General features: G+C 51.9%; 18 protein-coding genes. 15 read left to right on the top strand and 3 right to left on the bottom strand.

What is annotated here, in order from left to right; all coding sequences use genetic code 11:
• The first annotated feature begins 13 nt into the window (after nt 1-13).
• The 12 genes from PSCS_RS01815 to fabV all read left to right on the top strand — a co-directional run bounded on the left by PSCS_RS01815 (nt 14) and on the right by fabV (nt 8,215).
• Nucleotides 14-424: a GFA family protein gene (locus PSCS_RS01815; RefSeq protein ID WP_068810084.1), complete on the top strand. Its 411-nt coding sequence runs from the start codon at nt 14-16 to the stop codon at nt 422-424.
• Nucleotides 425-571: 147 nt separating this feature from the next.
• Entirely contained in the window at nt 572-820 is a 249-nt protein-coding gene (locus tag PSCS_RS01810; protein ID WP_068810083.1) for a GlsB/YeaQ/YmgE family stress response membrane protein, read from the top strand.
• 52 nt (nt 821-872) lie between these two features.
• Nucleotides 873-1,448: a YbhB/YbcL family Raf kinase inhibitor-like protein gene (locus tag PSCS_RS01805; RefSeq protein ID WP_068810082.1), complete on the top strand. Its 576-nt coding sequence runs from the start codon at nt 873-875 to the stop codon at nt 1,446-1,448.
• Nucleotides 1,445-1,975: a DNA-deoxyinosine glycosylase gene (locus tag PSCS_RS01800; protein WP_082866386.1), complete on the top strand. Its 531-nt coding sequence runs from the start codon at nt 1,445-1,447 to the stop codon at nt 1,973-1,975. Before PSCS_RS01805 ends, PSCS_RS01800 begins: the two co-directional genes overlap by 4 nt.
• Nucleotides 1,972-2,247, top strand: a complete 276-nt coding sequence (locus PSCS_RS01795) for a DUF167 domain-containing protein (RefSeq protein WP_068810081.1) — start codon at nt 1,972-1,974, stop codon at nt 2,245-2,247. Before PSCS_RS01800 ends, PSCS_RS01795 begins: the two co-directional genes overlap by 4 nt.
• Nucleotide 2,248: 1 nt before the next feature.
• Nucleotides 2,249-2,788 (top strand): DUF924 family protein, encoded by a 540-nt coding sequence (locus PSCS_RS01790; RefSeq protein ID WP_068810080.1) that lies wholly within the window; start codon nt 2,249-2,251, stop codon nt 2,786-2,788.
• A gap of 96 nt (nt 2,789-2,884) precedes the next feature.
• Nucleotides 2,885-3,922, top strand: a complete 1,038-nt coding sequence (locus PSCS_RS01785) for an asparaginase (protein ID WP_068810079.1) — start codon at nt 2,885-2,887, stop codon at nt 3,920-3,922.
• Nucleotides 3,923-3,940: 18 nt separating this feature from the next.
• Complete coding sequence (locus tag PSCS_RS01780) at nt 3,941-4,744, top strand: SDR family NAD(P)-dependent oxidoreductase (RefSeq protein ID WP_082866385.1); 804 nt, start codon at nt 3,941-3,943, stop codon at nt 4,742-4,744.
• Between the two features lie 3 nt (nt 4,745-4,747).
• Nucleotides 4,748-5,044: a hypothetical protein gene (locus tag PSCS_RS01775; RefSeq protein WP_068810078.1), complete on the top strand. Its 297-nt coding sequence runs from the start codon at nt 4,748-4,750 to the stop codon at nt 5,042-5,044.
• Complete coding sequence (locus tag PSCS_RS01770) at nt 5,045-6,460, top strand: M20/M25/M40 family metallo-hydrolase (RefSeq protein WP_317621775.1); 1,416 nt, start codon at nt 5,045-5,047, stop codon at nt 6,458-6,460.
• Nucleotides 6,461-6,516: 56 nt separating this feature from the next.
• Nucleotides 6,517-7,005: a GNAT family N-acetyltransferase gene (locus PSCS_RS01765; protein WP_068810076.1), complete on the top strand. Its 489-nt coding sequence runs from the start codon at nt 6,517-6,519 to the stop codon at nt 7,003-7,005.
• A 13-nt stretch (nt 7,006-7,018) separates the two neighbouring features.
• Entirely contained in the window at nt 7,019-8,215 is a 1,197-nt protein-coding gene (fabV, locus tag PSCS_RS01760) for an enoyl-ACP reductase FabV (protein ID WP_068810075.1), read from the top strand.
• A 76-nt stretch (nt 8,216-8,291) separates the two neighbouring features.
• Here fabV and PSCS_RS01755 read toward each other — a convergent pair whose 3' ends face one another.
• From PSCS_RS01755 to PSCS_RS01745, 3 genes are all read right to left on the bottom strand, one after another.
• Nucleotides 8,292-9,563, bottom strand: coding sequence for a cytochrome P450 (locus PSCS_RS01755; protein ID WP_082866384.1), 1,272 nt, complete (start codon nt 9,561-9,563; stop codon nt 8,292-8,294).
• A gap of 30 nt (nt 9,564-9,593) precedes the next feature.
• Nucleotides 9,594-9,914 (bottom strand): 2Fe-2S iron-sulfur cluster-binding protein, encoded by a 321-nt coding sequence (locus PSCS_RS01750; RefSeq protein WP_068810196.1) that lies wholly within the window; start codon nt 9,912-9,914, stop codon nt 9,594-9,596.
• Nucleotides 9,915-10,025: 111 nt separating this feature from the next.
• The gene (locus PSCS_RS01745; protein WP_229694668.1) at nt 10,026-10,853 is read right to left on the bottom strand and encodes an NAD-dependent protein deacetylase; all 828 of its coding nucleotides are present in this window, start codon (nt 10,851-10,853) and stop codon (nt 10,026-10,028) included.
• 81 nt (nt 10,854-10,934) lie between these two features.
• On the opposite strand from PSCS_RS01745, the gene PSCS_RS01740 reads away from it, so the two are divergent.
• The 3 genes from PSCS_RS01740 (at nt 10,935) to ggt (ending at nt 15,738) form a co-directional block, all read left to right on the top strand.
• The gene (locus PSCS_RS01740) at nt 10,935-12,122 is read left to right on the top strand and encodes a serine hydrolase domain-containing protein (RefSeq protein WP_157885591.1); all 1,188 of its coding nucleotides are present in this window, start codon (nt 10,935-10,937) and stop codon (nt 12,120-12,122) included.
• A 940-nt stretch (nt 12,123-13,062) separates the two neighbouring features.
• Nucleotides 13,063-13,941 (top strand): D-amino-acid transaminase, encoded by an 879-nt coding sequence (locus PSCS_RS01730; RefSeq protein ID WP_068810071.1) that lies wholly within the window; start codon nt 13,063-13,065, stop codon nt 13,939-13,941.
• Between the two features lie 60 nt (nt 13,942-14,001).
• Entirely contained in the window at nt 14,002-15,738 is a 1,737-nt protein-coding gene (ggt, locus tag PSCS_RS01725; RefSeq protein ID WP_229694667.1) for a gamma-glutamyltransferase, read from the top strand.
• Nucleotide 15,739 lies beyond the last annotated feature (1 nt).

Below are 15,739 nucleotides of genomic sequence, written 5' to 3'. Positions count from 1 at the left end.
AAGAGGTCATTGAATGGTTCAGTATCCGGTTGAAGGTAGCTGTCAGTGTGGCAGCGTTCGCTATCAGTTGCTCAGAGCGCCAAGAAAAGTGGTCGCCTGTCACTGCAAGGAGTGTCAAAAACTATCAACCAGTGCTTTCAGCATCACTGCAATGGTTGATGTTGATGCGCTTAAGTTTTCTGGCGATATGGCTGAATGGAGCCGGGTTGCCGAGAGCGGCAACATAAATGAGGCTTATTTTTGTCGTACCTGTGGCAACCGCATTTATCATCGCGATCCGGCAAAGCCGGATACGATCAAGCTGAAGCCAGCGAACCTGTCGGATACTACAATGCTCAGGCCCACTGCGCATGTGTGGGTCAGCGAGAAGCAGGCGTGGTACGACATACCGGATGGGGTTCCGGTTTTCGATAAGCAGCCATGATGGTCAACTGGCTGTAGCTGTTAACAGCGGCACAGGAGGGTTGCGCTTTGTCAATGAGATGCGCACTATAGTTCCTGCTGAGAGCTTCAGTAAAATCAAAATATTGCATGCTAATAATATATTGATGCAAGATCGGGAGAGTAGAATATGTCAGTAACATCACTAGTTTCATTTTTGCTGGTCGGCCTGATTGCAGGCTGGTTGGCAGGACAAATCATGAAAGGGTCAGGTTTTGGTCTGCTAGGTAACATGGCTATCGGTATTGTTGGCGCTTTCGTCGGTGGTTTTGTCTTTCAGCTTATTGGTTTGACGTCTGATGGTTTGCTTGGATTTATTATCACCGCAACAGTGGGGGCCATCATATTTTTGTTCATCGCTCGCCTAATACGATCATAGTATGATTCGCATTAGTAGAGCCATATCGCACTATAAGACCAGGAGATTGGTAATGAAGTTAACTGGAGTGATTGGTTCGGTTTTATTTAGCGTGGTACTGGGTATCACACAGGCGCAAGCCCAGAATTTTGTGCTGACAGTTGATGGTTTTGCTGATGGCGAGGATATACCAGTGAGGTTTTCACAGGCTGCTGCTGACGCGGCCCCTGGCGGTGGTACTTCCCCTGAACTGAGCTGGGAAAATGCACCGCAGGGAACACGCAGTTTTGTGGTTAATATGGCTGATCTGGATTTCGCACCCAACCAGGGTGCCCGTCCGCAGGTTCACTGGGTGGTCTGGAATATTCCGGGAGATGCAACTGGTTTGAGTGAGGGGCAGCCTGAAGGAGCGACACTGCCTAATGGTGCTCACCAGATCAGCGCTACCGGACAAGTGTATCGTGGACCAGGTGCTCCGGCGTCCAGGCCGCGCCATCATTACCTGTTCGAAGTTTATGCGCTTGATACCACGCTGGATGTGATGCCAAACAGTGATGAACTGAGCACTCGTGATGCCGTAATGGCTGCGATGGAAGGACATGTGCTGGGCAAATCAGTATACGTGGGTCGTTTTCATCGCCCGCAATGAAAGAGATCCTCAGTGATCAAGCTGAGCACATCGCCCGAGGCTTTTCTCCTATTCTGGGGCAAAGGCCTCGAGTCTTGATTCTTGGCAGTATGCCGGGACAGGCCTCCCTCGAAGCCAATCAATACTATGCCCATCCGCGAAACGCCTTTTGGCCGATCATGGCAGCGCTTTTTGCTATTGATGGTCAGCAAAGCTATGAAAGCCGTGCGCGCCAGCTCACAGAAAAAGGTGTCGCCGTCTGGGATGTATTAAAGGCTTGTATTCGACCGGGTAGTCTCGATAGTGCAATTGCTGAAAGCACTATTGTTGTCAACGACTTCTCAAGGCTATTTCGGGATTTTCCAGAGATCCGCCTGGTTGCCTTTAATGGCCAGGCTGCTGCGCGATACTGGCATAAATATGTGATGCCCGAGCAGGCGGTTCCGTCGGCGCTGCGGACAGCCGTGTTACCTTCCAGCAGTCCGGCGCATGCAAGTCTCAACCTGATCCAGAAACAGCAACGCTGGCGAGAGGTGTTATTGTCATGAGTACGACAAAACTGTCTGTCAAAGTGGTGCCAGGCGCATCCCGGACCGAAATTGCAGGCTGGCTGGGTGAGAGCCTGAAAATCCGTGTAGCCGCACCGCCTGAAGGAGGCAAAGCCAATCAGGCAGTTCTGGCTGTGCTGGCCGAAGCCTTGTCTTTGCAGTTGTCACAGATGGAGATAATCAGTGGTCAAAGTCAGCCTCGCAAAGTGATTGCGATCGAAGGGCTGGAGTCGGATGAACTGGAAAAATGCCTGCCAGAAAAAGGACAATGACATGCAATATAAACAGGTGCTTAAGTTCTGGTTCAAGGAGTTAGAGGCCAAAGACTGGTTTCGCAAGGATGACAGGCTGGACAGCTTGATTAAAACACAATTCGGTGATGTTTTGCTGGCAGCGGCTGCGTGTGAGCTTTATGCCTGGCGTAATACGCCCGATGGCCGACTTGCGGAAATTATCGTCCTCGATCAGTTCTCCCGGAATATTTACCGCGATACCGCGCAGGCATTTGCCCAGGATGCGCTGGCATTAGCGCTTGCACAGGAAGCTGTCGCTATTGGTGCAGATATGGCGTTGCCGGTAAGTCACCGAGCATTTTTGTACATGCCCTACATGCACAGCGAGTCACTGCTGATTCATGAGCAGGCTATCAAGCTTTACGAACAGACAGGCCTTGAGAACAACCTTGATTTTGAAAAGCGCCACCGGGCGATTATTCAACGTTTTGGCCGTTACCCCCACCGCAATGCTATTCTAGGCAGGCAGAGTACACCTGAAGAGGTTGAATTTCTGGATCAGCCAGGATCCTCTTTCTAAAGCAAGTCCATAGTCCTGGTAGTGTGAACAGGCCCAAGCCTTTTGATAATACTTCTCAGCGGGTGACTCTGCCTGACGTCTTTAAAGGATCAAGGCATGAGTAAACGCTTACTAATTCTGTATACCGGTGGCACAATCGGTATGCAGCACACGGAGAAGGGCCTGGCACCCGCCCCTGACCTGGCAGCTAATATTTCTGCCCTTATCGGTTCTGGCCGGACGCTGGCAAGTGATCCACCGCAACTTTCTGTCCAGACGGTCGACCCGTTGATAGACAGTTCAGATATGCGCCCTGGCAACTGGATCGAGTTAGCCGGGCGGATAGAGTCTGTTTATGATCAGTACGATGGGTTTGTTGTGCTACATGGAACAGATACGCTCGCTTACACCAGTTCGGCATTAAGTTTCTTTATTCAGAAGCGGGGCAAACCCGTTATCGTAACCGGTGCTCAGTTGCCATTCGGGTATCCTCGCAGCGATGCGCGAAGCAACCTGATTTCGGCAGTGGAAGTGGCAGCTACTTTGCCTGAACATCTGACGCAGGTCTGTGTGGTATTTGGTTCCAGGATTCTGCGAGGTAACCGTGCTACCAAAATATCAGCACGTGCTTACGATGCTTTTGCCTCGCCACGCGTTGGTGAGCTGGGACGCATTGGTATCGATATCGAATTTCAAGGTCAGCAAGGTGCGCCGCTGCCCTTGCCAGTCAATGCCCGGGCCTTGTCAATTCCCGCAGATGATGCGGTGGTTCTGCTACGGCTGTATCCCGGCATCAGTGCCAATATTTTGCGATTGATTTGCCAGGACACAAATTTACAGGCGCTCATTATTGAAGCGTATGGGTCAGGAAACGGCCCGGTCAGTGATCCCGCTTTTACTGCTGCTATCCGCGAGGCCATTGCCAAAGGTATTGTTGTGCTGGTGGTGTCGCAACCACTGGATGGTGTGGTGCACTTTGATCGCTATGCCGCCGCACATGAGTTTGCGGGTGCCGGTGCTGTCAGTGGGCTCGATATTACCCCGGAAGCTGCCGTCACTAAGTTGTACTATCTCATTGCTGCTGGCTACGATAGTCGGGAAATTAAAGACATACTATCCGTATCGCTGGCAGGCGAAATGCATTTACCTTCGTAAAACAGACAGGAGAAACGCATGTCGGCAGTTGACGACGTTAAAAAACAGCCTGATGAACCAGGGAGTGCCAGTGAGCTTCCCGTTGCCTTAGTCACAGGTGCGGCAACGGGTATTGGAAAAGCCTGTGCCGAAGCGCTTGCTGCCAAAGGTTACCAGGTTGCCATGAATTATCGCTCACAAGGGGACGCTGCAGAGAAAGTCTGTGAGGCACTTCCGGGCAGTGGACATCGCTGTTATCAGGCAGATGTGACCCAACCGGAAGCGCTGGCTGACATGGTGCAGTGCATTCAACGAGATTATGGTCGTATCGATGTTCTGGTTAATGCTGCCGGTCGTTATACGCCGCAATCACTGGACAGTGCTGGTGTAACAGACTGGCATAATGACTGGCTGGACTGCATGGCGTTGAATCTGCATGCCCCCGTCAACCTTTGTTACCTCGTTGCCCCAATCATGTCAGCACTGGGTAAAGGTCGCATCATAAATATTACATCACGTGGCGCCTTTCGAGGAGAGCCGGCGGCCCCGGCTTATGGCGCAGCAAAATCGGCATTAAACTCTGCGACACAGTCGCTGGCTCTGGCCCTGGGAGGGCGGGGAATTGCCGTTTTTGCCATCGCCCCTGGATGGACAGAAACGCCTTCCGCTTCGCCCCGTATTGCAGCACAAGGCTGGGATGGTGTTGCTGCTCAGAGCCCCTTAAACCGTGTCGGGCGGCCGGAGGAAATTGCTGCGCTGGCAGCGTTCCTGGCAGAAGGGGATGCCGAGTACCTCACAGGAGCCATCATTGATGCTAATGGCGCTTCTCATTTAAGGAATTAGTTTATGTCACCAGCGGCCACAATTGTCCTGTTGAATGCTCTTACCCTGGTATTCTGTTATTTATGGATGTTTCCACGTGTGGTGGGCAGGGATTTACAAAAGCTGGCGTTAAACGATGTCATGGCATCTGTTGTGGTGATTTGTGTAGCAGCTTCTTTATATATGGGGCGCGATATTTCCATCTCGGTGATAGGCATCGAATTCAACTGGTTCTGGTTTACCTTAATCAGCTACTTTGCCATGGAAGTGCCTTTTACACTTTGGTATATGATGAAGTACCGCATAGAACCGCCTGAATGAATGCGATTGCTATTGTGTTCAACGGTAATGACGTTTAATCACACACTTGTATGCACAAGAGGGCTCAGAATCATGTTTTTCCAGTCTTTCAAAGCAAGGTCCCGACTTTATCCGCGAGCAGCATTAGCAGAATTAACAGTGGGGCTGGTTGCCGGATTACTGACGTGTTTATCTTGGCCCGCATTGACACAGGCCCAGACTTTGGACGATGACGTTTTGGCATTGGCCAACGCGGAAAAACCCGCATTGATCCAGACTCTGCAGGAAGTGGTAGAAATTGAGTCAGGCAGTGGTGATTATGAAGGGCTCGCCAGGCTGGCTGACTATATCGCAGAGGCGCTGAGTGAGTTAGGTGGAGATGTTGAACTGCTGGATGCCAACGAGGAGGTGTATCGTATGTTTGATACGCCAGAGCAGATTGGCCCCATGGTTCATGCTCGTTTTGAGGGTAGCGGTGATAAACGTATTTTGCTGATTGCGCACATGGATACCGTTTATTTGCGGGGCATGATTGATGATCAGCCATTCCGCATTGACGGGAACCGGGCCTATGGCCTTGGCATTTCGGATGACAAGCAAGGTGTGGCACTCATTATTCATACGGTGGCGATGCTGCAGGAGCTGGGTTTTGCTGACTACGGGACGCTGACTGTCCTGATCAATGGTGATGAAGAAGTGTCTTCACCAGGCTCACGTGCGACCCTGGTACGTATGGGCAGTGAGCATGATGCTGTGTTTTCAGTGGAGCCCTCCAGCATTGGCAATGACACGCTATCGTTAGCCACCTCTGGCATTGGCGCAGCAACTATGACGGTGCATGGCCGGGCATCTCATGCCGGCGCAGCACCAGAGCAAGGGCGAAATGCCTTGTATGAGATGGCGCATCAGTTGCTGCAGCTGGATGATCTTTCTGAACCGGAGAACGGTTTTAAAGTGAACTGGACGCTGGCCCAGGTCGGCACCAAGCGCAATGTGATTCCAGCTGAAGCCGTTGCGACTGCGGATGTGCGTATGTTGCGCCAGGAAGACTTCAGTCGGCTGGAAGATCGCATTCGTGAACGCATTGCCAATAAGCGCATCCCTGATACCGATATCTCTCTCAGCTTCGAAAATCGTCGTCCTCCATTGAATGCCACTGATGCAGCCCGCTCGCTGGCTGCTCACGCTCAGGTGGTATATCAGGAACTGGATATGGAGCTGGCAGTCAGTGACCAGGCAACTGGCGGTGGTACTGATGCGGCCTTTGCCGCACTGGAGACGGATGCCCCGGTGATTGAGCGCTTTGGTTTGCAGGGGTTTGGCGCACATACCAGTAATGATGAGTATGTAGACCTTAACTCGGTCGTCCCCCGGTTATACCTGATGACACGCATGATTATGGATGTGTCGACCGGAGCCATTAACCTCGCAGAGTAGACCTCTGCTTGCCCGGACATTAGAATACGCGGCTTTAGCAAATGAGGGACGGGTAAATGCCAGAGATTCAGATTCGTGCCGCTACCGCAGATGATGCCAGCGATATCTTGCACTTTATTCGCGAACTGGCGATTTATGAAAAAGCCGAGCATGAGGTGGTTACCGACGTTGCAGGAATTACCCGGTCCATTTTTGGTGATGACTCCACTGTCCGTGCCAAAATGTGTTTTGTGGATGGGCAGGTTGCCGGGTTTGCCGTTTATTTCTTCAATTATTCTACCTGGCAAGGTCAGAATGGTATCTATCTGGAAGACTTGTATGTCTCGCCCGAATATCGTGGCGTCGGGGCTGGCAAGGCGCTATTGCAAAGCCTGGCCCAAGAGGCAGTGGCAGAAAATTGCGGACGCTTCGAGTGGAGCGTGCTGGACTGGAATGAGCCAGCTATTCAGTTTTATGAATCTATCGGTGCCTCAGCACAGAGTGAGTGGATTCGATACCGGCTGGAAGGTGAGGCTTTAAAGCGCTTTGCCGCCGACACTATTTAAACGAGGGACAATTATGATCATTAAACCCAAATACCGTGGTTTCATCTGCACGACCACCCACCCGACCGGTTGTTACCGTAATGTGGAAGAGCAGATAGCGGTCACTAAATCCGCCATTGGTGAAGGTTCTGGGCCGAAAAAAGTCCTGGTCATCGGCGCTTCAAGCGGTTATGGACTGGCAGCCAGAATTACCGCGGCTTTTGGTTATGGCGCTGACACATTGGGCGTGTTTTTTGAAAAGCCAGCGAATGAGCGTAAACCGGGTACGGCAGGTTGGTACAACTCATGGGCGCTGGAAAAAGAAGCCAAAAAAGCCGGGTTGTACGCAAAATCAATCAACGGGGATGCCTTCTCTGATGAGGTTCGGGCGCAAGCGATTGAGACAATCAAAGAAGACCTGGGACAAGTGGATCTGGTGATTTACTCACTGGCTTCACCCGTTCGCAAGATGCCGGATACCGGAGAAGTCAAACGTTCTGTACTCAAACCGATTGGTGAGGTGTATCGCGCCACGGCCATCGATACAAACAAAAATGAGATCATTGAGGCTGAAGTCGAACCAGCAACAGACCAGGAAATTGCCGATACCGTAACAGTGATGGGCGGTGAAGACTGGGAGCTGTGGATGGAGGCACTGAGCGGTGCCGATGTTCTGGCAGAAGGGGTGCGCAGTGTCGCATTCAGTTACATCGGCACGGAAATGACCTGGCCGATTTACTGGCATGGTGCGCTGGGTAAAGCCAAGGAAGACCTGGATCGGGCCGCTCATGCTATCGATGCCAAGCTGGCGGGGACTTACCAGGGTGGGGCTAATGTGGCCGTACTGAAATCAGTCGTCACTCAGGCCTCTGCGGCGATACCAGTGATGCCACTGTATATTGCGCTGGTCTATAAAGTCATGAAAGCAAAAGGTCTGCATGAAGGTACGATTGAGCAGTTAAACCGACTATTCAAAGAGCAGCTCTATCGTACCGATGGCAAGGCATTTGACCTGGATGAGGCAGATCGTTTCCGCCTGGACGATAAAGAGCTGCGAGATGATGTGCAGTCAGAGTGTAAAGCACTGTGGTCAGAAGTGACGACCGAAAACCTGTCTGAATTGACTGATTACGAAGGCTACAAGCACGATTTCCTGAAACTCTTTGGCTTTAATCGTGACGATGTGGACTATGAAGCTGATGTGTCGCCAGAAGTTGATTTCAAGGCGTAAGGGAACGTAAAGCAACTGCCACAGCCGGTCGCTGGCATGAGCAGATAAAATCATGCTGGCGAGGTTACGCCAGAGTTTAGTGAGGGTGAGCCACAACGGATAAGTTGTGGTATCCCTTCACGAAGCTTGAGTAGATTCGCTCAGGTTCACCGACCACCTCAATGGCCCGAAAGCGCGGCAATATTTCTTCCCAAAGTACACGTAGCTGCATTTCAGCCAGGCGATTGCCCATGCAGCGGTGAATGCCTGTGCCAAATGATAAGTGCTGACGGACATTTGGCCGGTCGATAATATATTGGTCGGCATTCTCGATGGCTGACTCATCCTGGTTAGCTGATGCATACCAAAGCAGTATCTTGTCACCCTTTTTAATGGTTTCGCCCTGAATGCTGACATCCTGGGTTGCTGTACGACGCATGTAAGCCAGGGGTGTTTGCCAGCGAATGGTTTCAGACACCATTGACGGAATCAGTGTCGGGTCTGCACGCAGCTTGTCGTGTTCAGCCGGATTCTGGTGCAGTGCAAGCACGCTGCCAGTGATTGAGTTTCGTGTGGTGTCGTTTCCGCCGACTATCAATAGAATCAGGTTGCCGAGGAATTCCAGTGGTGGCATATTGCGGGTAGATTCACCGTGTGCCAGCATTGAAATCAGATCATCACCCGGTGGTTTGCTGGCTCGCTCCTGCCAGATTTTGGAAAAACACATCAGGCACTCCTGAAGTATTTTCTGGCTTTCTTCATAACTGTCGACCAGGCCGGCACCGGGAATAGCAGTGGCTACATCGGACCAGTAGGTGAGTTTGTTGCGTTCTTCAAAAGGAAAATCAAAAAGAGTGGCGAGCATCTGTGTGGTCAGATCACGTGATACTTTCTCTACCCAGTTGAAGGGTTCATTACTGGGGAGGTTGTCCAGTATTTTACAGACACGCTGTCTGATCAGTGGTTCAAGATTCTTCAGGTTAGCAGGAGCCACCACGCCCTGAACCGTTTTGCGCTGCACGTCATGCTTTGGCGGGTCCATGGCGATAAACATGGGCAGAATATAATCCGGGTCTGGATCAACAATGCCGATGGTTGGTTCGGAGCTGAACAGATCAGTGCGCTTTTCAATGTCCATGACATCCTGAAAGCGGGTTATCGACCAGTAAGGGCCGACTGCTGAATCCGCACAATAATGAATGGGGGCGTCACGTCGGAGTCTGGCCAGAAAAGGCAGGTATTCATTAGCCTGCCAGATCCCGGGGTGAGCCAGATCGATTTCGCGCAGGGGAGTCGTCCAGGGGTCGCGTCCGACCAGACTGCGTGAGGAGGGTTGTTTGTTTTGCAGCTTTTCAGTTGATGTGCTCACGTTTACCCATTCCTCAAATTGCTGATACTGCTAGAACTGAAACTCGGGCAAGCGAACCACCAGTCCATCCAGTTCATCAGTGACATCGATCTGGCAAGACAGGCGTGACTGGTCGTTGCGTTCTGGGTTCAGGTCAAGCATGGGTTCTTCAAATTCACCGGGTCCGCCAACCACTGGTTGCCACTCTGGCTCCACGAATACATGGCAGGTGCCGCAAGAGCAGCCACCGCCACAGTCGGCATCGATGCCAGGCACCATGTTTTTTATGGCGGCTGACATGACGGTATCGCCATTGTCCGCATCAACCGTGTGAGTGTTTCCGTCGTGTTCGATATAAGTGATAGTTGGCATATGCTCGGTCATCCTTTGTTGCAGTAAAAATCCTAAGCGAAAACTGAACGCGTTACAACTTTTTGTCTGTAGTTTATTTTTAGCGTTAAAAAACAGTTGGGTAGATCTGGGTTAATGATTTATACATTGTAAGGTTTCGGATATATCAGCTTCAATTTTAAGCGTGGCAATATCGTCAGCCCGGTTTTTTCCAAACCCCAGCAGTGCGATAGACTGGTCATTTTCAAGACATTGCCGGGCAAAGCGATAACCCGAATAAACCATCAATGAGGAGCCGATGACAAGCAGAGCCCGGCTTTGACGGATCACGTCACGACAAGCATCCACACGCTCCCGGGGCACATTGTCGCCAAAGAAAACCACATCCGTTTTAAGAATGCCGCCACAATCTTCGCAAGACGGCACCTGAAACTGACTGAAGTCAACTTCCAGGTCCGCATCACCGTCAGGTGCGACTGTGGCGGAAAAATTCAGGAAAGAAGGGTTATCCTGGCTGCAGCGATCATGCATCCATTGCCTGGGGCGTTGTCGGGCGCAGCCCATGCAGATGATCTGGTCAGCGCGGCCGTGCAGGTCAATGGTGTTAAGTGTGTCAGCTTTCTGGTGCAGGCGATCAACATTCTGTGTGATAACACCGGAGACCAATGGTGAGTGACTGAGTCTGGCCAGTTGATGATGAGCGACATTCGGTTTGGCGTTGCGTAGCGTTGGCCAGCCGATCAGGCTGCGTGCCCAGTAGCGCTGGCGGGTCAGGTGGCAGCGCATGAAATCCGGGTGTTGTACCGGTTGTTTGCGCTTCCATTGTCCTTGTTGATCACGGTAGTCAGGTATGCCGGAAGCAGTGCTGATGCCAGCGCCGGTGATAACAGCAATGGGGGCATGCTGTTGAAGAAACTGGTATAGCCTGTCTGCGGCCTGCTGTGTATGCTTTGACATCATATTCATCTGTGTATTCTACAAGGAGAACTCATGAAGCGGATACCTGGATTAACACGAGGGTTCAGGAGTACCTCTGTCAAAATGAGCATAGCTGTGGCTTTGTCTTTCAATGTGATGGGAGCTGCGTTAAATGCACATGAAATGAGTGAGCCCCGGTGGCTGGCTCCTTCTGAAGATATTGAGATGCTGCCAGAGGGCGGAAGTATCCTGTTCTGGCAGGGTGATACCCAGATTGCCGGCTTCAGGAACACGCATCGGCTGAGTTCAACCCGGTATATTGAGTCAGGTGAGCAAGCCAGGTATCTGCCAAAAGACACGCATGACTTCGGACAACTCAGCTACCAGATTGATAATGTTTCCTATGACCTGGATGATTTCATGCAGCACAACCATGTTGCCGGACTGCTGGTGCTGAAAGACGGTGAGGTCCGCCTGGAGCGCTACGGCCTGGGTAACCAGCCCCATCATCGCTGGGTCTCGTTTTCCATGACCAAATCTGTTGTTTCATTGCTGACCGGGGCCGCCATTGCGGATGGCTCCATCGGCAGTGTGGAGGATCCGGTGACTGACTATTTGCCGCAAATGAAAGGCAGCAGTTATGACGGGGTCCGCATACGGGATGTGCTGCAAATGGCTTCCGGCACTGACTGGAATGAGGACTATGCTGATCCGGAGTCGGATGTAGCGTCTTCGCCAGGTGATATGCTGGAACTGATGCACTTCCTGGGAAGCAAGCAACGTATCGCTGAGCCTGGAACACGTTTCAATTACAACACAGGTGAAACGAATCTGGCAGGGGCTATCGTCAGGGCAGCCATTGGTAATAACCTCTCAGCATACCTCAGTGAGAAAATCTGGAAACCCTGGGGTATGGGTGCAGATGCATACTGGATGAGTCATGGCCCCAATGGCGGTGAGTTGGGAGGCTGTTGTATTGCAGCAACGCTCAGGGACTGGGGGCGTCTGGCAACGTTCGTGTTAAATGACGGGCAATTGGATGATGGTACGAATGTCTTGCCTCCAGGCTGGATGCAGGAGTCGACTGTGCCATCACCGGCAAGTGATCAGTATGGTTACCTGTGGTGGCTGGAAGATAACGGTGCTTTCCGTGCCAGTGGTATTTTCGGACAGGGCGTGTACTTTAACCCGGATGAAAACCTGGCAATTGTCGTATTCAGTGCCTGGCCAGAAGCAACCAGCCGTCAACATCTGGAACTGCATCGTAATGCCATGTTTCGAGCAGTTGAGACTGAGTTGGTGTCGCAGTAAAAAAACAGAAATTAAAGGTTGACAGATAATTCCTGCGCACTTTAGTCTAAATCCATGTTCAACTGAGAGTGAAAAGGAGGTGATCCAATGTCTAGTGATATGGCTGTGGTTTCAATGGATGTTGGTGGTATTGATAAAACCAGAGGTAACATTCTGGCGGTTTGATAACACTCCACTCTTGTTGAACGGATGACAGATTTTTGTTGGCACTGATTGCAGCTGAGGCTGTACAACCTGCCAGTGGCCTGAGCTGTTTGATGAACGACTCTGGCCGGTAACTGGCTGGTAAAGAGGCAGCAGTACAGTCAGTCCCAGCCACAAGTTTGACAGCAAGTTTGCAAGAGTTGGTTCCGTTGGAACCGGGCATCACGGAAAGGGAGCGCAAGCTCCCTTTTTTATTGTGCTTAGCATATCGCGTACCGCGTATCGCGTATCGCCAGGACACCATAGACCAGATTGCAGACGACCACAGCACCTCGGGCGTCGCTCGGCGGGCGGAAACTCAGCCTGACGGCTTCAAACAGTCCGCCCGCTTTATCGAGCGACGCCCGAGGTGCTGAACGTGGTCTTTATTGTCTGCAATCTGGTCTATGGTGCCCTGGCTGACTGGCCGCGCTACGTGAAATGATGGCCTGGCTGCTTTCCCACGCAAGCTGGATCGATCCTCGCAATTGAAAACTCGCCAGAAGGCTAGGACGGTTCGGCCGTCCTCCTTTTCAATCTGAACCATTCCGACCAACAATAATCACCGTAAAACCCGATAATATTCATGGAGAAACTCAACGGGTATAAATATAGTAGGAAGCGGGGAGGCTTTCTGGTTTCCGACAGTGTTAAGTTTAATGATGGCGGAATTGTCTGCATGCTGCACCCTTGCCTGATCTGATGGACGGCGGGTTGTTAATATGTGGTTGATGACGCTGAATAGCAGGAGAGCATAATGGGCATTGAAGCAAGTATCGGTCAGGTTTACATCAATGGGGTGTTTGTACCCGCTCAGGAAGCTACCGTGTCGGTATTCGACCGTGGTTTTCTGTTTGGTGATGGCGTTTATGAGGTGATACCTGTCATTGAGGGCAAACTCGTGGATGAAGCCTACTCAGTCGAGCGCCTTAGCCGCAGTCTGGAGGCTATTGAGATGGCCTGGCCGTGCGGGCGCGATGAGTACCTGGATAATTTGCGTGAACTGATTGCACGTAACAAGCTGCACGAAGGCAGTGTTTATGTGCAGGTAACCCGTGGCGTTGCTAAAAGGGACTTTGCTTATCCAAAAGATACGCCCACGACATTAATGATGTTCAGTGCCGAGCGGAATATTCTTGAAAACCCTGCGGCGGAGTCGGGAGTGTCGGTGGTGACTGTGCCTGACTTGCGCTGGAAACGACGTGACATCAAGTCACTGAATTTGCTGGCGCAGTGTATGGCCAAGCAGGAAGCAGCTGCGAAATCAGCTTTCGAGGCCTGGATGACAGAAGATGACATGGTGACAGAGGGTGGATCTTCTTCAGCCTTTATCGTCAGTAATGGTGTACTGGTCACTCGCCCCCTGTCCCGTACTATTTTGCCGGGTATACGTCGCCGGGTCATTCTTGAACTGTGCGAGTCTCAAGGAGTGCGTCTGGAACAACGCGCATTCTCGGTGGAAGAAGCCCTGGCCGCTGATGAAGCAATGCTGAGCAGCGCGACTACCCTGATCTTGCCGGTAACCAGTATTGATGGCCATTCCATCGGTGATGGTAGCCCGGGACCAGTCACTCGTAATTTGCGCGCATTATACAAACAGCACCTGCTGGACGAAGCAGCTGCGAAATCCATATGACTTAGATTCACTACCGTACCTAAATGAGTAGCAAGTGAGGTTAAAATGAACCGTCTTTCCATGCAATCACAGACTATGCATTCTGTGGTTTTACGTTCCTGTGCCATGCGTTGCAAAGCTGTTATTGCAGTCTTGCTGGTGCTGTTTCCTTTGGCGCTGTATGCCGAAGGTGGGCGAACACCGCTGCGGGTAGAAAACGGGATCGTGACGAGCGCCTCACGGATCGCATCGGAAGTGGGTGTTGATGTTCTCAAAAATGGCGGTAATGCGATTGATGCCACCGTGGCAACAGCATTTGCGCTGGCCGTGACCTGGCCCACTGCCGGTAATATCGGTGGGGGTGGTTTTCTGGTTTATCACGGGGAAGACGGCCACGCGACAACCTTTGATTTTCGTGAAAAAGCGCCGTTGGCGGCTACAGAGCAGATGTATGTCGGCATGGACGGAGAAAGCAACAACATGCAGCACCGTGGCTTTCTGTCGGTGGGCGTGCCGGGCACGGTAGCCGGCATGTACCAGGCGCACCAGAAATATGGCAAATTGCCCTGGGCTGAGCTGGTTGACCCTGCTGTGCAACTGGCTCGAGACGGTATCCCGATCACTTACGCACTCTATTCTGGCTTTGACCGGAACCAGTCTTTCTGGGATCAGTTCCCTTCCTCCGCAGCCGTGTTCCGCAAGGCTGATGGCTCATCCTACGAGATTGGTGATACCTGGCAACAGCCCGACCTTGCCCGGACGCTGGAGCGAATCCGTGATGAAGGCCGGGACGGCTTTTACAAAGGTGAGAACGCCAAAATGCTGGCAGACTTCATGGCAGAGAACGGCGGTCTGATCACCGAAGAAGACCTGGCCAAGTACGAAGCGGTTGAGCGCGAGCCCATTCGTGGCACTTACCGCGGGTACGATATCGTTAGCATGCCACCGCCCAGTTCCGGTGGTGTTGCCATTGTGGAAATGCTGAATATCCTGGAAGGGTATGACCTGGCGGCGATGGGGCATAATTCAGCCGACTACCTGCATGTGTTGACCGAGTCGATGCGCCGTGCCTTTGCCGACCGTGCTGAGTTCCTGGGTGATCCCGATTTTAACCCGGATATGCCTCTGACTCGCCTGACCAGCAAAGAGCACGCTGCCAGCCTGCGAGCCAGTATTGATATGGAGCAGGCCTCAGAAAGTGATGAATCTGCTTATGCCGGCATTTATGAAAGTGAAGAGACAACACACTTCTCAGTAGTGGATGCAGAAGGCAATATGGTATCCCTGACTTATACCCTGGAAAACAGCTATGGCTCACGTATTGTGGCCGAAGGTGGCGGTTACCTGCTCAATAATGAGATGGGCGATTTCAACCCGGTTCCCGGTGTCACTAACCGGTTTGGGCAAATCGGTACGGATCCCAATCTGGTCGCTCCCCAGAAGCGCATGCTTTCCAGCATGTCGCCGACCATTGTTGCCAAAGATGGCAAACCAGTGCTGGCGATTGGCAGCCCCGGTGGCCGTACCATTATTAACACCACCATGCAGGTCATCCTGAACATGATTGATCACGACATGAATGTCGCTGAAGCAGTGGAAGCCGGCCGTATTCACCACCAGTGGTTACCGGACGTGACCAGCATGGAAGCCATGCGTTTTTCTCCTGACACATTAAGAATATATGAGGCCAAAGGGCATGAAACCCGTGTCAGAGGCACTCAGGGGCACGCCATGGGTATTTACCATGATGCAGAAAGTGGTCTTTATCACGGTGCTGCCGATTCCCGTGCCGGAGATGGCGCTGCGGTTGGATATTAAC

The organism is Pseudohongiella nitratireducens (assembly GCF_001642735.1).
Classification (GTDB): Bacteria; Pseudomonadota; Gammaproteobacteria; order Pseudomonadales; family Pseudohongiellaceae; genus Pseudohongiella; species Pseudohongiella nitratireducens.
The sequence above is the reverse complement of the archived record's forward strand: the minus strand, read 5'-3'. Positions and strand labels throughout refer to the sequence as shown.

Coding starts and splice junctions, on each gene's coding strand:
- PSCS_RS01795 (WP_068810081.1), top strand. CDS start 1,972: ATGAGTACGACAAAACTGTCTGTCAAAGTGGTGCCAGGCGCATCCCGG.
- PSCS_RS01785 (WP_068810079.1), top strand. CDS start 2,885: ATGAGTAAACGCTTACTAATTCTGTATACCGGTGGCACAATCGGTATG.
- PSCS_RS01805 (WP_068810082.1), top strand. CDS start 873: ATGAAGTTAACTGGAGTGATTGGTTCGGTTTTATTTAGCGTGGTACTG.
- PSCS_RS01750 (WP_068810196.1), bottom strand. CDS start 9,914: ATGCCAACTATCACTTATATCGAACACGACGGAAACACTCACACGGTT.
- PSCS_RS01800 (WP_082866386.1), top strand. CDS start 1,445: ATGAAAGAGATCCTCAGTGATCAAGCTGAGCACATCGCCCGAGGCTTT.
- PSCS_RS01730 (WP_068810071.1), top strand. CDS start 13,063: ATGGGCATTGAAGCAAGTATCGGTCAGGTTTACATCAATGGGGTGTTT.
- ggt (WP_229694667.1), top strand. CDS start 14,002: ATGCAATCACAGACTATGCATTCTGTGGTTTTACGTTCCTGTGCCATG.
- PSCS_RS01765 (WP_068810076.1), top strand. CDS start 6,517: ATGCCAGAGATTCAGATTCGTGCCGCTACCGCAGATGATGCCAGCGAT.
- fabV (WP_068810075.1), top strand. CDS start 7,019: ATGATCATTAAACCCAAATACCGTGGTTTCATCTGCACGACCACCCAC.
- PSCS_RS01780 (WP_082866385.1), top strand. CDS start 3,941: ATGTCGGCAGTTGACGACGTTAAAAAACAGCCTGATGAACCAGGGAGT.
- PSCS_RS01770 (WP_317621775.1), top strand. CDS start 5,045: ATGCGATTGCTATTGTGTTCAACGGTAATGACGTTTAATCACACACTT.
- PSCS_RS01815 (WP_068810084.1), top strand. CDS start 14: ATGGTTCAGTATCCGGTTGAAGGTAGCTGTCAGTGTGGCAGCGTTCGC.
- PSCS_RS01790 (WP_068810080.1), top strand. CDS start 2,249: ATGCAATATAAACAGGTGCTTAAGTTCTGGTTCAAGGAGTTAGAGGCC.
- PSCS_RS01775 (WP_068810078.1), top strand. CDS start 4,748: ATGTCACCAGCGGCCACAATTGTCCTGTTGAATGCTCTTACCCTGGTA.
- PSCS_RS01745 (WP_229694668.1), bottom strand. CDS start 10,853: ATGATGTCAAAGCATACACAGCAGGCCGCAGACAGGCTATACCAGTTT.
- PSCS_RS01740 (WP_157885591.1), top strand. CDS start 10,935: ATGAGCATAGCTGTGGCTTTGTCTTTCAATGTGATGGGAGCTGCGTTA.
- PSCS_RS01810 (WP_068810083.1), top strand. CDS start 572: ATGTCAGTAACATCACTAGTTTCATTTTTGCTGGTCGGCCTGATTGCA.